The sequence below is a fragment of the Lachnoanaerobaculum sp. genome (assembly GCF_057250505.1).
The window spans coordinates 28,694-47,047 of record NZ_DBHIEQ010000013.1 but is presented as its reverse complement, the minus strand read 5'-3'; the positions used below and the strand labels follow the sequence as shown (position 1 = coordinate 47,047).

Genomic DNA, 18,354 nt, shown 5'->3' with positions numbered 1-18,354 from the left:
ATCAACCTTTCATTTCAATACCCAAGTGGATATATGCATTCTCAGTCGCAATCCTTCCTCCGGGCGTTCTGTTTATAAGTCCGTTCATCAGCAAATACGGCTCATATACCTCCTCAAGTGTGCCTGCATCCTCTCCTATAGCTGCACTTAAGGTATTAAGTCCTACAGGACCTCCGCCAAATTTTTCTATTATTGTAAGCAAAATCATTCTATCGTTGTTATCAAGTCCAAGCTTGTCCACATCCAAAGTATCAAGTGCAAAATCAGCCACACTCTTATCAATTACTCCGTTGTATTTTACCTGTGCAAAATCTCTGACTCGCTTTAGGAGCCTATTTGCAAGTCTCGGGGTGCCGCGGCTTCTTCTTGCAATCTCTATGGCACCGCTCTCATCTATCTCCACGCCAAGCACCGTTGCGGAGCGTCTCACTATCTCCTTAAGCTCGTCGGTATTATAAAATTCAAGCTTTTGTACCACACCGAATCTGTCACGCAGCGGTGCCGTAAGCAGACCCGCTCTTGTGGTAGCTCCCACTAAAGTAAACTTCGGCAAATCAAGTCTGATGCTTCTGGCTCCGGCATCCTTACCTATCACAATATCTATCACAAAATCTTCCATCGCAGGATACAATACCTCTTCCACCTGCCTGTTGAGCCTGTGTATCTCATCTACAAAAAGCACATCCCCCTCATTCAGATTGTTCAATATAGCGGCCATATCACCGGGTTTTTCAATAGCGGGTCCTGACGTCACCTTAAGATTTGTACCCATCTCGTTTGCTATTATATTACAAAGTGTAGTCTTTCCAAGTCCCGGAGGACCGTAAAACAACACATGGTCAAGACTCTCTTTTCTAAGCTTGGCAGCATCTATATATACTTTAAGATTTTTTCTGATTTTCTCCTGACCGATATATTCACTTAAAAACTGCGGTCTAAGACTCTTTTCTATCTGCTTATCTTCTTTTGTTATTTCAGTTGAAATTATCCTTTTTTCCATCTTCACACTCACTTCACTTAGAATATTGCCATCTTCTTTAACGCAAGCTTCAATACATCCTCAGTCGTATCTCCATCCTTAATCTCAATATCTTTTACAGCCTTATAAGCTTCACTGCTTGAATAGCCGAGTGATACAAGTGCTTCAACCGCCTCTGTGGCAACCGAGCTTCCTTCCATATTATTTACTTTTGTGGAAGCGATGCCGTCTATATCCACCTTTTCCTTAAGTTCAAGGATTATCTTTTTTGCAATCTTTACTCCCACACCTACAGCCGCACTGATAGCCTTGTGATCTTCAGACACTATAGCCATCTTAAGGTCAAAACCGCTTAATGTGGACATAATGCTTAAAGCCGCCTTCGGTCCCACTCCGTTTACACCGATAAGCTTTTTAAACATATCAATATCATCCTTATTCAAAAAGCCGTAAAGCGTATGTGCATCCTCCGAAATCCTCAAATATGTATGTATAAGCACCTCGCTGCCCTTTGAAAGCTTATCAATATCTCTGCCTGTAGCAAAAATATCATATCCTATTCCGCTACATTCCACCACTACGGTATTTATATTCTTTTCAGTTACAATTCCTCTTATATATGCAATCATAGCTCTTCCTAAAATCTGTTACATTTATTTTGTACTTTATCATAACATACTACAGGATTATAAATCAATTAGAATCGAACATACTTTCGCAATTTCTTGATTTACCTGTAAATAACTATTATAATACAGATATGAAAGAGATAACAAAGAAATTTAAAAATAATATAAAATACGATTTATCAAAAATCGGTGATATCAAAAGGCTGCTGTTTTTTGATATAGAAACTACCGGACTCAGTCCCAAAAACTCAAACCTGTATCTTATAGGCAGCATCAATGTCGATAATGATACTATTATATTCAAACAGTGGTTTTGTGAGAGTCTCTCTGATGAAACCGCCGTTTTACAGGCTTTTTTTGAATATGCCGCAGATTTTGATACACTGATAAATTTTAACGGTGACGGCTTTGATTTACCTTATATCAGAGAATGTTCAAAGCAGTACTACCTTTTTAACCCGCTTGAAAGTTACAAAAGCCTTGATATCTACAAAAGTATTAGATATTTAAAAAAACCTCTGGGGCTTGATAGGATGAATCAAAAGTCATTGGAAGAGTTTCAGGGTCTTTACAGAGAAGATAAGTATGACGGCGGTACGCTTATAAAATTTTACTTCGACTATATAAACAGCCGTGACGAAAAACTCCTGCATCTTTTACTCTTACACAATGAAGAAGATTTGCTCGGTATGCTTAAGGTCGTTGAGATGCTCTCCTTTGTAGATTTTTTCAATTCAAACTTTACACTCTCGGATTTAAAAAAGAATGAGGACTTTCTCACGCTTTATTATACCTGCAATGAGTACCTTGATTATAAATTGAGTATTGAAGATGAAATATTTTTAAATGCTTCAGAGAATAAACTTATATTTGATATTCCTATACTTAAGTGTGAGCTGAAATTTTTCTTTGAGAACTACAAAGACTACTATTATCTGACAATTGAAGACTATGCCATACATAAAAGTATAGGTGAATTTGTAGATAAAAGCGTAAAAAAGAAAGCTACAAGGCAAACCGCCTATATAAAGCAATTTGCCGAGTATATTCCATGTTTTAATACAGATTCAGTTGGTGAAATCTTTAAAAAAGAATATAAATCTAAAGAAAAATACATAAATTTAGCAAAGCTTGATTTTTCAGACAAGGTCTTTTTCAGAGAGTATGCCATCGAAATGCTCAAACAATTTAAACTTTTAAAACAATGATTGGATTATTCAGAAAATTGATATAAAATTATATAAATAAGCTCTATAATTTATAAAACCCTTATAAAACATGATTATAAGGGTTTTGTATTACTTTTAATTGTATATCTCAAATAAATTTTTATATGGTATAAATATTTTTTAGTATAAATATGGGTGTTTCAACATCCATCTCATATAAGCCAAAGCCCTCTTTTCTCCTTCATTCTTATTTATAAGAAGAATCTTTTCAAGTAAAGCTCTTGTATCCTTGTGGATATCCATATAGTCCTTTCTTTTGCTGTAATAGTTCCATGGAACGTCTGTTGTATATTCACTTCCGGAATACACTCTTGATGCGGCTATTCTGTCACAACACATCTCAAGCACATATTTTAAAGGCATTTTCATACCTTGTAGGCCGTCTTTCATGTCTTTTCCGTAGTCAATCCAGTACTCGAAGTGGTGTTTATTTCTGCCTTTATGATGCAGCCAGGAGCTTGAATAGCCCTTTTCAAGCTTCTCCGCCGAGTTTGGACTCTTGTCACCTTGGTAATATTTGATACCGATTAAGAACTCTTCAGGCGAATATTTGCTTAAATCGTGTAGTAAACCTTGCTTAATTAAGCCAATTTTAAAACAAAGGTCCATTACAAGAGCCTTATGTTTATTTATAGTCTTCAAATGATTAAATACACTGTTATTATGCATAAATATCTATCTCCTCTAATTAAAATATTTGACAATCCATACATTCTATGGTAACATAATATTGCAGATAAAAATTACCACTAGAATGCTTGATGATAGAAAGTTTTACTTTCATCAAAACAAAGAACGACTTATAATTATCCCTAAAGTGGGTTATTGAGCCTGTAGTCTTGCAAGCTATTTAACTTTTTTCTGTGGTTACACTTATTTATTTGGAGGCATTATTATGAACAGAGGTACAGTTAAGTGGTTTAATAACCAGAAAGGTTACGGTTTCATCTCAGATGAAGGTGGAAATGATGTATTTGTACATTTTTCTGATTTAAACATGGACGGATTTAAGACTCTTGATGAAGGCAACTCAGTTGAATATGATTTGACAGAGGGTGCCAAGGGTCCGCAGGCTGTAAATGTTACAGTCGTTAGGTAATCATATATGTTTAAAGAGCTCTTTACAGAGCTCTTTTTTATTTCCGTAACCACATTTTAACTACTTTGATGTAGCTTTCTTTAACATATCCTCAAGCTCATTTACCTTAAACTCATATGCCTTATTACAGAAATGACACTTCACCTTTATAGGTTTACCCTCGTCTATCATTTCTTTCAGTTCTTTCTCTCCCACACTTATAAGCGCTTTTTCTATTCTGTCTTTGTTACAGTTACACTTAAATGAAAGATCAAGACTTTCAGTAAATTCAAGGTCCATATCACCCAAGATATGCTTTAATATATCATTTGGCGACATTCCTTCACTGAGCATTGTTGTAACCGGACTTAAGCTGTTTATCTTTTCTTCAAGTTTATCTATTACCTCGTCAGGACATCCCGGCATAAGCTGTATTATAAATCCGCCTGAAGCTTTTATAGTATTGTCCTTATTTAAAAGCACTCCAAGACCTACGCTTGACGGAGTCTGCTCACTTGTAGCGTAGTAGTATGTCAAATCCTCAGCTATCTCACCTGAGAGCAGCGCCACCTGACCTACATAAGGTTCTTTCATACCTGTATCCATTATTACGCTCATAAGTCCGACACCGATTGCCTCGGCCACATCAAGCTTTCCCTTGGCATTGGCAGGTATAAGTACTGTAGGCTTGAAAGGATATCCCTTCACCTCTCCGTGATTGTTCGCGGTGGCAATCACTCCTCCAAGCGGACCGTCGCCTTCTATCTTTAATGTAAGAAGGTCCTTTTCTCCCTTCATCATACTTCCCATCATTGCGGCGGCTGTAAGCATTCTTCCAAGCGCCGCAGTGGCTACAGGTGATGTATTGTGGTCATTTTTTGCCTCTTCAACCAAATCCTTTGTTGTAGCTGCAAACGCTCTTATATAACCGTTTGCCGCCGTGGCTTTCACCATATAATCTTTCATTTATTTACCCTTCTCTCTAACTACAAAAAGTATCCTCTCCGTACTCTCACTTACCAACTTTTGATTGTCGGCATCAACATATCTCTCAAGCACCATCTTGCTTGATTCTATGGCGGATACTATCTCTTCAAATGTGAATGCTTTTTGTACATGTCTCTCTTCAAACCTTTTGTATGTATCGCCTTCAAGCTTTATAAACAGATTCAAATCATATTCATTTATCCTGTTTTCACTGTCATATGAATTTTCCCATATAAATCCGGCCATATCTCTTACTTCCGCAAAAGTATTGTCGCTTAATATATTTTGATACTTATATACAGTATTCATATCAAAGATAAACAGCCCGTTCGGATCAAGATAATTGTTCACAAGCGCAAACACTTTTTTCAAATCCTTCAGGCTTTGTATATAGTTTAAACTGTCACATCTTGAGACTACAGCCCTTACCGTACCGTAAAGTTCAAATTCTCTCATATCCTGACACAAATACAATATATCATTCCCCGATTCGATTTTTTTCTCCATTGCAACATCAAGCATATCGTATGAATTGTCTATACCGATCATATCATAGCCGCTGTTTGCAAGACCCTCGGTTATGGCTCCTGTTCCGCAGCCCAGATCACATATAAGTCCGTCATATATATTTTCAGCCTGTAATATATCTTTTATCTGCTTTATCCATTTTTCGTAGGGTACATTATCCATGAATAAGTCATATACTTTTGCAAAGTTTGTATACTGTTCCATTATTTATCCTTAAAATTTTAGGTGACAGTCAAACCGCCACCTAAAATGCTACCTCTATTTAGTTTTTGCCGCAGCAGAACTTGTACTTCTTGCCGCTTCCACAAGGACAAGGATCGTTTCTGCCGACTTTCTTTTCTTTTACTACAGTTCCGCTCTTCTTTTGAGTCTTATAAAGTTCTTTTCTCTTTTCTTCACTCAAAAGGCTGTCCCACTGCGGTAAGTTATAAAGCCAATCCGCCTTAGCTTCCACCATATTGTAGTAGAGCTTTTCAAGGTCGATATCAAGACTGATTGTAGTATCCTCTTTCATCTCTTCAATAGGATTAGGCTTACTTAGTGAATCGTTTATTCCGTCTAAGAAACCTGTGACAGTCTCTATATCTGTGTCAAATCTTGCCGCCAACTCAGCTACGGTACAAGTGACAACATCCTTAGGGTTGCTAAGAATCTTTTCATAGATTCCTTTTTCAACCAAAAAGTAATTCTTCCAAATCTCTTCTTTTTGCTTATTATCTGTTGCATCTCCGTAAGCTTTATTTCTCCAATTTTCCAATAAGGTCATTGTTATTTCCCCTTTTTCTTAAACTTGATTAGTTATTATATACTAAAAACCTCTTAAAAGCAAGCCAACGGATTTTGGTTGAAAACAATCATATAATCATTGTATAATTTGTATAGTTAGTAGTACCTTACTAACTTGTATTTTATTCAATACATCAAAAATACCTCTTGCCATTTTCTAAGATATATATTAGAATGGCATCAAGTAAGAGAAACATATAAATTTTAGGAGGAAAATTCAATGGCATATACAATTACAGATAAGTGCGTTAGTTGCGGAACTTGTGAGGGTGAGTGTCCTGTAGGTGCTATCTCACAGGGAGATACACAGTACAACATCGATGCTGATGCCTGCATCGACTGCGGAACTTGTGCTTCAGTTTGCCCAACAGAGGCTATTATAGCTTAATTATTACTTGCTCAGGTAATAATTGCTTATCACGGACCTGCTTCGCAGGTCCTTTTTTATTGTAAAAATATTTTTGAGTACAAAAAAAGCGAGACATTTTATCTCGCCATATTTACAAACTTTGTTATATCCGGCTTCCATACAAGATTTATAGTACCTATTGCACCGTTTCTTTGCTTTGCAATAATTACTTCAGCCTCATTGGGATGTTCAGTATCTTTATTGTAGTAGTCATCTCTGTATAAGAACATAACAACATCGGCATCCTGCTCTATAGCGCCCGACTCTCTAAGGTCTGAAAGCATAGGTCTGTGATCAGGCCTTGTCTCACAGGCTCTTGAAAGCTGTGACAATGCAATCACAGGAGCCTCCATCTCTCTTGCCAAAGCTTTAAGGCTTCTTGAAATATCCGAAATCTCCTGCTGTCTGCTTACATTTGATTTGCCGCTTCCGCTCATCAACTGCAAATAATCAATGATTATAATATCAAGCCCCTTCTCAAGCTTCATCTTCCTACATTTTGATCTTAGCTCATTTATAGAGATACCCGGAGTATCATCAATAGCAAGTGTAGAAGAACCTACATTCACAGCACCCTCTATCAGGCTGTTCCAGTCATTATCATTCAGATTACCTGTTCTAAGTTTCTGTGAATCAACATTGCTCTCCATGCTTAAAAGCCTGTTTACAAGCTGCTCCGCACTCATCTCAAGTGAAAATACCATACAGGATATCTTCTTTTTCATAGTAATATTTTGCACTATATTAAGCACAAATGCAGTCTTTCCCATAGAAGGTCTGGCAGCAACCAAAACAAGGTCTGAAGGTTGCAATCCGCTGGTCTTGCAATCCAAATCAATGAAACCTGTAGGAATACCGGTAACTGTCTCACTGTTTTTTGACGCGGCTTCAATCTTATCCAGTACATTCAGCACAACTTCGTCTATAGGTACTATATCTTTAGTCTCTTTGGTCTCCAAAAGCTTAAATATTTCATTTTCAGTCTTTGCAAACAGCTCATCGACACTCTTTTCACCTATATAGCATTCATTTACTATGTCCTGTGACACCCTTATAAGCTTCCTAAGATTTGACTTGTCCTTCACTATCTTGGAATAACTCTTTATATTTGCCGAAGTAGGCACAGAATCCATTATTCCTCTGAAAAAATCAAGGCTCGTTATATCCGGAGGTACCTGCTTTTCAAGCAATTTGTTTTGAATAAGAACCAAGTCTATCGGTTTTCCCTCATTGAAAAGTTCCACCATACATTCAAATAACAAACCGTACGCCTTACTGTAAAAATCGTTTCCCTCAAGTATCTCTATAGCGGTTGCCGTAGCTTCTCTGTCAAGTAGCATAGAGCCGAGAACAGCTTTCTCTGCATCCATACTGTTGGGCATCACCCTGTTAACCGGAACTTCTTCCATTATTCTTCTCCAACTTTTACATTCAAGCTTGCTGTAACATCCTTATGTAGCTTTACCTTTATCTCGTGATTTCCGAATGTCTTTATCGGCTCACCGATAACAAGCTTCTTCTTATCTATTTCAAGACCGAGCTGTTCCTTTATAGCCTCCTCAATCTCCTTTGAAGACACGGAACCGAAGGCTCTTCCGTCCTTTCCGCCCTTTATTGTCAAAGATATACTTGCTTCATTAAGCTTTGCAGCAAGTTCCTTTGCAGTCTCAAGTTTTTCTTTTGCTATTTTTTCCTCATTTGCCTTTTGCAGCTTGAATGTATTTAAGTTCACATTATTGGCTTCCACACCTTTTTTCTTAGGTATAATAAAGTTTCTGGCATAGCCCTCACTTACTTCTACTATTTCTCCCTTTTTTCCTAAAGATTTTACATCTTCCAATAAAACAACTTTCATTATATTTCACCTCTCTCAATCAATTCCTTTAAAACCTTCTTTACAAAGTTCTTAGCATCTTCTATACTTCCCTCTTTTATCTGTGCTCCGGCAACGGAGCGATGTCCTCCACCTCCAAGCTTTTCCATGATTGTTTGTACATTTACCTCATCCATGGATCTGGCACTGATATATATGACATCATTATATAATGTCAAAACAAAGCTTGCCTTTATTCCCTTTATATTCAAAAGGTCATTTGCAGCTTGAGCACATACCAAAGTAGGTGATGCCGTATTTGCAGAGTCACATTCACTTATAGCATAATAATTTTCATATATCTCAGCATTATGTATCGCCTCGGCCTTAGCGAGGTAATCTGTGGCATCTTCTCTGAACATCTTTCTGACTCTTGTCACATCCGCACCGCTTCTTTTCAAAAATGCGGCAGCCTCAAAGGTTCTTACACCGGTTTGAACATTAAAATTTTGTGTATCTATAACAATACCCGCATACATCGCATCGGCTTCCAAAGTCTTAAGCTTAATATCGTCAGATATATACTGTACTATCTCTGAAACCATCTCACAAGCGGATGATGCAAAAGTCTCCACATATGACAGTGTCGCATTTGTGATAATTTCGGAACTCTGCCTGTGATGGTCAAGTACCACTATATTCTTTGCTTTCTTTAAAAGCGAAGGTCCCTCTGTTATACTCGGTCTGTTAACATCCACCACCACTACCAAGGAGTCGTTTGTCAGACTGTTCAGCGCTTTTTCCTCGGATATAAACAAATCTTCAGGGTATTCAGGCGCCTTAAACTTTTCTATCATCGGCCTTACTGACGGATTTACATCACTTCTGAGTATGTATGCCTTTTTATTAAGATGTGTAGCAATTCTCCAAATACCTATTGCAGCACCGAAGGCATCCATATCAAGCATCTTATGCCCCATTATGATGACCTTATCTTTATTCTCAAGCAGCTCTTTAAATGCATGAGCCTTTACTCTGGCTTTCACTCTGGTCTGCTTTTCTACAGTCTGAGCCTTACCGCCGAAGTACCTGATATCATCCTCAGTCTTTACTACAGCCTGATCTCCACCTCTTCCAAGCGCCATATCCATAGCCATCCTTGCAAGTTCATAGTTTCTTGCAAGATTCTCACTTCCGTATCCTATACCTATACTCAAAGTGATACTCATTTCATTGCCGATATTTACAGTCTTTACATCCTCCAAGATGTCAAACCTTACACTTATTGCAGAGTCCAAGTTTTCCTTATTTATAATAAAGAAAAACTTGTCCTTTTCAAGTTTTTTTACAATACCGTTGAATCCGTTTATATACTGATTTATCTTCCTGTCAATCAGAGCCTCCAAAAGTGAGCGTCTTACCTCTTCTACGCTTTCCATAGCCTCATCATAGTTGTCCATATACATAAGTCCGACTACAAATTTTGAATTTTCCTTTTGAATCCTCAATTCCACCAAGTCGGTCTCATCAAAGAGACATACCGTATAAACAAACGATTCCTCTATATATAATCTTGTTATTCTGATCCTGTACTTCTTACCTTGATATTCACCGTGAAAATCCGCCTTATAGGCAATATCTTCTATATCCGACGCCGTGATGTTTTCAAACATTGCATGGATATCCCTTTTTGAAAGCCTGTCCTTTTGCACAAGCCAGTTAAATGCTCTGTTTCTCCACGCAATAATACCCTTTTTATCCATCAAAGCATACGGAATGTCAAGATCCTGTGAGAATATATTCTGCGTATTCTCATTTGCCATTGAATACTCCACCATATAGTTTGACATATTCTTAGATAATCTGACATACCATATGACAGTGTACACTATTGCCAACAGTGCAAGTAAAAAAATTATTGCACCACAGCCTTTACCCGGTGCAACAAGTAATATTACAAGTAAAAATACCAAGACTATAAGCGAATAACTTATATTCTTTACTAATAGTGCTTTTGTATTTTTTTTATTTTTCATAGTATCTCCATTATATCAAAATAATGTCTTAATTCATCCAAGACAAAACTCTTATACTTTCATTAAGAAAGCTCAGTTTGATTATAACAGGAAAACTCCAATCTATCAAGCTTAGTAAAATTATACAGAACGCAAACAGGGGCTGTTTACACAGCCCCCAAAAACTTCATTATATAAATTTCACACTCAACAAATTATACATTTACGTCTGCTGCCCCTTCAAGCAACATTGCTTCATACTTTCCGATGACTGTCTCCGAAATAAGTTCTCTTGTCTGAGAATTTATAGGATGTGCGATATCTCTGTACTCGCCGTCTGCCGCCATTCTGCTTGGCATAGCAATAAACAATCCTTTTTCACCTTCAATCACCTTGATATCGTGAATAACAAACTCATTATCCAAAGTGATAGAAACAACAGCCTTCATCTTACCTTCTTTATCAATTCTTCTAACTCTGACATCAGTAATCTGCATTATTTGAATCCCCCCTTAGTCTCCTTAAAGAGTGTATCTTTCGTTTTTTTCTATTACTATTCTGACCTGCTCTGCTGTCCCAATATAAGTCGAATTTGCACGTATTGTATCACGGCTCTCTACGATACAATTTTCAATAACTGTATTGTCGCCGATGTATACATCATTCAAAATAACAGAATTCCTAATTATACAACCGTTACCTACGTACGATTTATTAAAAAGAACTGAGTTCTCAACTGTACCGTTTATGATACAGCCACTTGCAATAAGTGAATTTGACACCTTAGCCCCCGGATTATACTTCGCTGGCGGCAAATCGTCAACTTTAGAATAAATGCCGGGATATTCTACAAAGAAATGATCCCTCACCTCCTTCTTAAGAAAGTCCATATTAGTCTTATAATACGATTCTACTGAAGCTATATTGCTCCAATATGTATTAAGCTTATATGCATAAATTCTCTTTAAATTCTTGTATCTGATCAAGATATCTTTTACGAAGTCATACCTGTCCTCCGCTATGCTTCTCTCGATCAATTCAATAAGCTGTCTTCTTCTGATAATGTAAATACCACAAGATATATTTACAGAATCTGTAACTATCGGTTTTTCTTCAAAACTGACTATTCTTCCGTCATCATTTATTGAAACCATACCGAATCTCGTCAAATCTTCTGTATCATTCGCTTTCTTGCATACTACAGTAATATCTGCCTTCTTTTCTATATGATACTCCAATACTTTATTATAGTCAAGTTTATATACACCATCACCTGCACATATAATAACATACGGCTCATGAGATCTTTTCAAAAAAATCAGATTTTGGTAAAGCGCATCTGCAGTACCTCTATACCAATCTGAACTCTCAGCGGTAATAGTTGGTGTAAAAACAAACAATCCACCTTGTTTTCTTCCAAAATCCCACCACTTTGATGAACTTAAATGTTCGTTTAGAGATCTTGAATTGTACTGTGTAAATACAGCCACTTTCTGTACATGTGAATTTGACATATTGCTGAGTGCAAAATCTATACTTCTATAGCTTCCGGCGATAGGCATTGCAGCAATAGCCCTCTTGTTGGACAGTTCTTTCATTCTCTTTGAGTTTCCACCCGCCAATACTATTCCTATTGCTCTCATAACCTGCCACCTACCTTTACAATGAAGTCACCACTTAAAAGTTTTTTATCCACATAATCATCTATGGTTGTATTTCCCAAAATAGCAGTATTTTTACCGATAATAACGCCATCAGGGATATTTGTTTTTTCTCCAATAACTGCCAGATCACAATTATATACTTTTTTATCGTAATTGCTTTCACAATAATCAAAAGCCCCTATCTCGCAATCTTTTCCAACTACAGAATTCTCAGCAATGATAGCTTTGTTTATCTTGGAGTTCGCTCCTATCCTGCTACCTTTCATAACTATGGAGTCATTAACTACAGCCCCCTCTTCAATAACAACTCCGGCACCGATTACCGAATTGTTGACTTCTCCATAAACCTCAACACCTTCTCCGATGATACTCTTATTTATAGTAGAAGTAGCCGCTATATACTGGGGAGTAATAATATCTCCCTTTGTATATATCTTCCAGTATTCTTCATAAAGGTTGAACTCCGGTATAATATCTACAAGCTCCATATTGGCTTCCCAATATGATTCAAGAGTACCTACATCTTTCCAATAGCCGTTATACTCATAGCTGAAAATTCTTCCGCCGTTATTAAAAACATGAGGAATAATATGTTTACCAAAATCACATCCCGGCACATTTGAAAGCTCAATCAAAGAATCTCTAAGCACCTTCCATGAGAAAATATATATACCCATAGAAGCAAGATTTGATCTTGGATGTTTAGGTTTCTCTTCAAACTCCGTCACCCTGCTATGTTCATCGGTTATCAATATTCCAAATCTTGATGCCTCCTCCATCGAAACAGGCATAGCTGCTATAGTCACGTCTGCATTATTTGCTTTATGATAATCAAGCATTACCTCATAGTCCATCTTATATATATGATCACCCGAAAGTATCAAAACATAATCCGGATTATAACTCTCCATATATTCAAGATTCTGGTAAATCGCATTGGCAGTGCCCGAATACCAGTCACTACCCGAAGCATTTTCATACGGCGGTAAAACGGTGACACCACCCATATTCCTATCCAAATCCCACGGAATACCTATTCCTATATGGGTATTCAGTCTCAGAGGCTGGTACTGAGTCAAGACTCCAACCGTATCAACGCCTGAGTTGATACAATTGCTCAATGGAAAATCTATAATCCTGTACTTACCACCAAACGAAACTGCCGGTTTTGCTACATTGTGTGTCAATACACCAAGGCGACTGCCTTGACCGCCTGCCAACAACATAGCTATCATTTCCTTTTTAATCATGTACACACCTCGTTGCCTAATGCTAATTCCTTATGTTTACATTTAGAATTATAGCACAAATTTGCACGATTGTGAATAAAAGATTTTATTTTAACACGATTTTTTCTAAGTTTTAGCGAAATTTCATATTCAATATATATACTTGACTCTCAATTATTTAATGCATAGATTCTCAATAAAAATTGCACAAAATTTTTAAGGTATTTTTGTTAGATTTTAATAAAGCATTCATATCGTATAAAATCCGAAATAATATTTGTTCTTAAGTTGTCGAAACAAAGTCTTTTATGCTATAATTAGATGTTATTAAATCTATGCCTAAGTGGTATTAAGGAGGAAATCTAATGAAGCTGACAACAGTGAGAGAAATATACAAAAACATGGATAAGTATATAGACAATGAAATCACAATCGGTGGATGGGTAAGAAGCAACAGGGATTCGAAGTCATTCGGCTTTTTGGTTATAAGTGACGGAAGTTATTTTGAACAAATACAGGTAGTATACAATGATAAACTCCCTGAATTCAATAAATTGACAAAGATAAATGTCGGTGCCGCACTCATTGTAAAGGGTATGCTTATCGCAACCCCTAATGCAAAGCAGCCTTTTGAGATACAGGCTACACATATAGATATAGAAGGTGAGTCGACTCCTGACTATCCTCTTCAAAAGAAAAGACATACGCTTGAGTATCTTAGAACTATTCCGCATCTTCGTCCGAGAACAAATACATTCCAGGCGGTATTCAGAGTAAGATCTCTTATCGCATATGCAATACATAAGTTCTTCCAGGAAAGAGACTTTGTATATGTACATACACCTATCATTACAGGAAGTGATGCGGAGGGTGCAGGTGAGATGTTTCGAGTCACAACTCTTGATCCTAAGGATGTACCTTTTAATAAAGACGGCAGTGTGGACTTTTCACAGGACTTTTTCGGTAAAGAAACTAATCTTACAGTTTCAGGACAGTTAAACGGTGAGACATTTGCTATGGCGTTCAGAGATATCTACACCTTCGGTCCTACATTCAGAGCCGAGAATTCAAACACTACAAGACATGCTGCAGAGTTTTGGATGATTGAGCCTGAGTTTGCTTTCGGAGACCTTGGTGACAATATGGATTTGGCTGAAAGTATGTTAAAATATATAATAAACTACGTTCTTGAAAATGCGGCACCTGAGATGGAGTTTTTCAATCAGTTTGTTGACAAAGGACTTTTGGAAAGATTACACCATGTTGCAGAGTCGGACTTCGGCAGAATTACATATACCGAAGCTGTTGAAATACTTGAAAAGAACAATGACAACTTTGAATACAAGATTTCATGGGGATGTGACCTTCAGACTGAGCATGAGCGTTACCTTACAGAGCAGGTATTTAAAAAACCTATCTTTGTTACAGATTATCCCAAGGCAATCAAGGCATTCTATATGAAGGAAAACGAGGACAAAAAGACTGTAGCCGCTATGGACTGTCTTGTTCCGGGAATAGGTGAGATAATGGGCGGAAGCCAAAGAGAGGATGACTATAGTAAACTTTTAGCCAGAATAGAGGAGCTCGGTATGGATAAAAAAGACTATGACTTCTATCTTGACCTCAGAAAATACGGTTCCACCAGACATTCAGGCTTCGGTCTCGGCTTTGAGCGTTGCGTTATGTATCTTACAGGAATGTCAAATATCAGAGACGTACTTCCATTCCCAAGAACAGTAGGAAATTGCGAATTATAATAGGGAGGTAAATTTTAGCCATATGAAATTTATACATACAGGTGATATTCATTATGGTATGAAACCTGATTCAAATAAACCTTGGGGCAAGGAGAGGGCGGATGCTGTCAAAGCTTCACTTCAAAAGATTATTGAAGTTGCAAAAAAGCGTGAAGTTGACCTTTTACTTATCGCCGGAGACCTCTTCCACTCTCAGCCCTTCAGTCGTGATTTAAAGGAAGTCAATTTCCTTTTTTCCACAATCCCTGATACAAAGGTGGTTATCATAGCCGGAAATCATGACTGCTTAAGAGAAAACAATAATATACTTACCTTCCCTTGGGCTCAGAATGTGGTTTATTTGTCCACTCCTACTATCAGCAGTGTATATTTTCAGGACATCAATACGGAAGTCTACGGCTTCTCATACCATGACAGGGAGGTAAAAGAAAATATCGTTTCAGGACTTTCCATTCGTGAAAACGACAGAATAAAAATTCTCCTCTTACATGGTGGAGATGCCGCACATTTGCCGTTTGATAAAAATGAACTCAATAAGATTTCTTCATCTTATATAGCTCTTGGACATATACACAAGCATGAGGTACTTTTTGACAGGCATATGGCATACTGCGGTTCACCGGAACCTCTTGATATGACTGAAACCGGTGACCACGGAATTTATTACGGTGAAATTGACAATGAAACCAAGCTTATGAAAGCATTTGAGTTTATAAAGATTTCAAATACTTCATATATATCGCTCACCATCAATGTAACTCCTGAGACTACCAACTCGGAGCTTCATACCTCTCTTACAGAGACTATAGACAAAAAAGGTAAACAAAATATATACAGATTCAAAATAAAGGGGCTTAGAGATCCTGATATCGAATTTGATTTGGAATCTTTAGCCTCTACACTGAGAATTGCCGAAATTATAGACGACTCCGAGCCGAAGTATGACTTTGCAAAGCTTTTTGCGGAACATCCGTCAGATATGATAGGATTTTTTATACGTGAGCTTGACAGACCGAATATGAGCAAACTTGATAAAAAGGCGCTATACTACGGTATCAACGCACTTCTCAGAACTACTGATGAAAGGGGGAAGACATGAGACTGCTCAGCTTACATATAGACGGCTTCGGCAAATTCAAAAATAAGGATTTGACATTCGGCGACAATATGAATATTGTCTACGGATACAACGAAGCCGGCAAATCCACTATATTTATGTTCATCAAAGCAATGCTCTACGGACTTGAAAGAGCAAAGGGCAGAGCAAGTAAAAGTGATACATGGACCAAGTTCAAACCTTGGGGTAACGGTGATATATATGGCGGAAGTCTTCGCTTCTCATACCACGACAGGGCATATCGTATAGAGAGAGATTTTACAAAGACCGCCACTACCCCCTTTGCAATCATCAACGAGACTGACGGAAAACCTGTTGAGGGCGCAGCCGAGTTTTTAAAAGAAGTGCTTTGCGGTCTTACAGAGACCGCCTACTCAAATACTGTAAGTATCTCACAGTTAAAATCCGCTACGGATGCAAAGATGGTAGTAGAGTTGAAAAACTACATTGCAAATATGAACACCACCGGAAATATGTCTTTGAATATCAACAAGGCGTCAGATTTTTTGAAAGAAAAGAAAAAGGCATTTGCCGCCACTCTAAATCCCGATGCCGCAAAGACTTATAACCAAAATTTGACTGAAATCAGGGTTTTGGAAAAGAAAATCTCCTCTCCTGAATTTTCAAGCCATCTAAAGACATTAAAAGAAGCGGATGCCATCACAGATAAGAGAATCATGGACTTAAATGCTCAAAAAGAGACTCTTATAGAGAGCATTGCCTCCAAAAGACAGCATCTTTCAGACCTGGGCTTTATGGATAAGTCCACTATAGTACAGCTTCAGGATGAACTGAACAATGGTTACAACGACTACCTTTCAGCCTATGAATCTGAAAAGAAGTCTATAAATAAGGTATATTCCGTGATTTTCCTTATTTTATCAATACTGAGTGTGATAATGTCTTTTTATATCTTTAAGACCGGTAAAACCAATATAATTACCGCATCCACAGGTATCAGCTATCCTTTTGCTATGGTTCTTTTCATTATCATATGCTTGGCATCTCTTATATTTGCCGCATACATCTATACTGTATGCAATAAAGACAACAGGCATCTGACTGAGCTTAAAGTCAATTTGATGGCTACAATGGCAAGAGTCGGTTCATTTGACTCTATCACTGAAGAAAATATACATCGTGCCAACAAAAAACTCATCTCCAAGATAAGTATTTTTGATGAGATGGCCGCCGATATCGCAAAGAGTGAGGCGCTGAATGTAGATATTGAAAATCTTCGTGCAAAGAAAGCCGCCTATGCAAGCGGTATTGATGCGAAAAAGCAGAATGAGTGGGAACTTGAAAAACTTATGGAAAAGCTTGCAAAGATGAAGGACGACAATGCGGCTCTCAAAAATATTATCGCTGAAAACGATAAAATAAGATTTGAGATAGATGCTATTGATCTTGCAATGGAAACTCTAAAGAATCTTTCCGAAACCATCAAAAACTCTTTCGGTCTGTACCTTAACAAAGATGCTTCAGAGCTTATTGAGGGTATCACGGGAGGTGTATATGACTCCATCTCCATTGACGAGAACTTTAATGTATTCCTGAATACACCTAACAGGCTGGTTCCTATCGAACAGGCAAGTTCAGGTACTATGGATCAGGTCTATCTGGCACTTAGAATTGCCGCCGGCAGACTTATGCAAAATCGTGCCAAGGAATTACCTTTTATATTTGATGACAGTTTTGTAAATTACGATTCAATCAGACTTAGAGCTGCACTACTATGGATTGCCAACAATGTTCCGGAGCAGATTATAGTATTCAGCTGCCATATGAGAGAAGCTCAGCTTATGACAGCTACAATGCAAGATTTTAATTTAATAGAATTGTAGGTAAGTTTATGCGTTTTATCAGACAATTTCTGATTATATTATTAGTAAGTTTTTTTGGGGAAGTGTTAAAAGCAATTTTACCGCTTCCCATACCGGCAAGCATCTATGGTTTGGTCATTATGCTTGCTTTACTTGTTTCAAAGAAGGTTAAATTACATCAGGTGGAAAGCGGCTCCATGTTTCTTATTGATATAATGCCGCTTATGTTCATTCCCGCTTCGGCAGGACTTATTGATGTTTGGCCAAGCTTAAAGCCTGTACTTATACCTTTGCTTATCATGACTCTTATT

19 protein-coding genes are annotated in these 18,354 nt (G+C 37.5%); 7 read left to right on the top strand and 12 right to left on the bottom strand.

The window, feature by feature from the left end:
- Position 1: 1 nt before the first annotated feature.
- Both ruvB and ruvA read right to left on the bottom strand, forming a co-directional pair.
- Positions 2-1,000, bottom strand: a complete 999-nt coding sequence (gene ruvB / locus ACO6FI_RS07215; protein WP_485456760.1) for a Holliday junction branch migration DNA helicase RuvB — start codon at positions 998-1,000, stop codon at positions 2-4.
- Positions 1,001-1,017: 17 nt separating this feature from the next.
- Positions 1,018-1,608: a Holliday junction branch migration protein RuvA gene (ruvA, locus tag ACO6FI_RS07210; protein WP_485456759.1), complete on the bottom strand. Its 591-nt coding sequence runs from the start codon at positions 1,606-1,608 to the stop codon at positions 1,018-1,020.
- A 131-nt stretch (positions 1,609-1,739) separates the two neighbouring features.
- On the opposite strand from ruvA, the gene ACO6FI_RS07205 reads away from it, so the two are divergent.
- Positions 1,740-2,816, top strand: coding sequence for a ribonuclease H-like domain-containing protein (locus tag ACO6FI_RS07205; RefSeq protein ID WP_485456758.1), 1,077 nt, complete (start codon positions 1,740-1,742; stop codon positions 2,814-2,816).
- 141 nt (positions 2,817-2,957) lie between these two features.
- On the opposite strand, the gene ACO6FI_RS07200 is transcribed toward ACO6FI_RS07205, so the two are convergent.
- Complete coding sequence (locus tag ACO6FI_RS07200; RefSeq protein ID WP_485456757.1) at positions 2,958-3,506, bottom strand: DUF5662 family protein; 549 nt, start codon at positions 3,504-3,506, stop codon at positions 2,958-2,960.
- A 226-nt stretch (positions 3,507-3,732) separates the two neighbouring features.
- Between ACO6FI_RS07200 and ACO6FI_RS07195 the strand changes: the two genes are divergently transcribed.
- A complete protein-coding gene (locus ACO6FI_RS07195) occupies positions 3,733-3,936 on the top strand; it encodes a cold-shock protein (RefSeq protein WP_008751743.1) in 204 nt (67 codons plus the stop codon).
- 60 nt (positions 3,937-3,996) lie between these two features.
- On the opposite strand, the gene hslO is transcribed toward ACO6FI_RS07195, so the two are convergent.
- Genes hslO through ACO6FI_RS07180 form a run of 3 tightly spaced genes read right to left on the bottom strand, consistent with a single transcriptional unit; the run spans position 3,997 to position 6,196 of the window.
- The gene (gene hslO, locus ACO6FI_RS07190; RefSeq protein ID WP_485456756.1) at positions 3,997-4,881 is read right to left on the bottom strand and encodes an Hsp33 family molecular chaperone HslO; all 885 of its coding nucleotides are present in this window, start codon (positions 4,879-4,881) and stop codon (positions 3,997-3,999) included.
- The gene (locus ACO6FI_RS07185) at positions 4,882-5,634 is read right to left on the bottom strand and encodes a class I SAM-dependent DNA methyltransferase (protein WP_485456755.1); all 753 of its coding nucleotides are present in this window, start codon (positions 5,632-5,634) and stop codon (positions 4,882-4,884) included.
- A 58-nt stretch (positions 5,635-5,692) separates the two neighbouring features.
- Complete coding sequence (locus tag ACO6FI_RS07180) at positions 5,693-6,196, bottom strand: SEC-C metal-binding domain-containing protein (protein ID WP_485456754.1); 504 nt, start codon at positions 6,194-6,196, stop codon at positions 5,693-5,695.
- A 240-nt stretch (positions 6,197-6,436) separates the two neighbouring features.
- Here ACO6FI_RS07180 and ACO6FI_RS07175 point away from each other — a divergent pair, with 240 nt between their 5' ends.
- Positions 6,437-6,604, top strand: a complete 168-nt coding sequence (locus ACO6FI_RS07175; RefSeq protein ID WP_009444459.1) for a DUF362 domain-containing protein — start codon at positions 6,437-6,439, stop codon at positions 6,602-6,604.
- 98 nt (positions 6,605-6,702) lie between these two features.
- Here ACO6FI_RS07175 and dnaB read toward each other — a convergent pair whose 3' ends face one another.
- The 6 genes from dnaB to ACO6FI_RS07145 all read right to left on the bottom strand — a co-directional run bounded on the left by dnaB (position 6,703) and on the right by ACO6FI_RS07145 (position 13,367).
- The gene (gene dnaB / locus ACO6FI_RS07170; RefSeq protein WP_485456753.1) at positions 6,703-8,034 is read right to left on the bottom strand and encodes a replicative DNA helicase; all 1,332 of its coding nucleotides are present in this window, start codon (positions 8,032-8,034) and stop codon (positions 6,703-6,705) included.
- The gene (gene rplI, locus ACO6FI_RS07165; protein WP_485456752.1) at positions 8,034-8,480 is read right to left on the bottom strand and encodes a 50S ribosomal protein L9; all 447 of its coding nucleotides are present in this window, start codon (positions 8,478-8,480) and stop codon (positions 8,034-8,036) included. Before rplI ends, dnaB begins: the two co-directional genes overlap by 1 nt.
- Complete coding sequence (locus ACO6FI_RS07160; protein ID WP_485456751.1) at positions 8,480-10,474, bottom strand: DHH family phosphoesterase; 1,995 nt, start codon at positions 10,472-10,474, stop codon at positions 8,480-8,482. Before ACO6FI_RS07160 ends, rplI begins: the two co-directional genes overlap by 1 nt.
- Before the next feature lie 194 nt (positions 10,475-10,668).
- A complete protein-coding gene (spoVG, locus tag ACO6FI_RS07155; RefSeq protein ID WP_008751752.1) occupies positions 10,669-10,950 on the bottom strand; it encodes a septation regulator SpoVG in 282 nt (93 codons plus the stop codon).
- Between the two features lie 24 nt (positions 10,951-10,974).
- Positions 10,975-12,096 (bottom strand): glucose-1-phosphate adenylyltransferase subunit GlgD, encoded by a 1,122-nt coding sequence (gene glgD / locus ACO6FI_RS07150; RefSeq protein ID WP_485456750.1) that lies wholly within the window; start codon positions 12,094-12,096, stop codon positions 10,975-10,977.
- Positions 12,093-13,367: a glucose-1-phosphate adenylyltransferase gene (locus tag ACO6FI_RS07145; RefSeq protein ID WP_485456749.1), complete on the bottom strand. Its 1,275-nt coding sequence runs from the start codon at positions 13,365-13,367 to the stop codon at positions 12,093-12,095. The genes glgD and ACO6FI_RS07145 overlap by 4 nt, the downstream gene beginning before the upstream one ends.
- Before the next feature lie 344 nt (positions 13,368-13,711).
- On the opposite strand from ACO6FI_RS07145, the gene asnS reads away from it, so the two are divergent.
- The 4 genes from asnS to ACO6FI_RS07125 form a co-directional block, all read left to right on the top strand.
- The gene (asnS, locus tag ACO6FI_RS07140) at positions 13,712-15,103 is read left to right on the top strand and encodes an asparagine--tRNA ligase (protein ID WP_485456748.1); all 1,392 of its coding nucleotides are present in this window, start codon (positions 13,712-13,714) and stop codon (positions 15,101-15,103) included.
- A gap of 22 nt (positions 15,104-15,125) precedes the next feature.
- Positions 15,126-16,202: a metallophosphoesterase family protein gene (locus ACO6FI_RS07135; RefSeq protein WP_485456747.1), complete on the top strand. Its 1,077-nt coding sequence runs from the start codon at positions 15,126-15,128 to the stop codon at positions 16,200-16,202.
- Complete coding sequence (locus ACO6FI_RS07130) at positions 16,199-18,064, top strand: ATP-binding protein (protein WP_485456746.1); 1,866 nt, start codon at positions 16,199-16,201, stop codon at positions 18,062-18,064. The genes ACO6FI_RS07135 and ACO6FI_RS07130 overlap by 4 nt, the downstream gene beginning before the upstream one ends.
- An 8-nt stretch (positions 18,065-18,072) precedes the next feature.
- On the top strand, positions 18,073-18,354 hold a 282-nt coding region (locus ACO6FI_RS07125; protein WP_485456745.1), incomplete at its 3' end, for a CidA/LrgA family protein.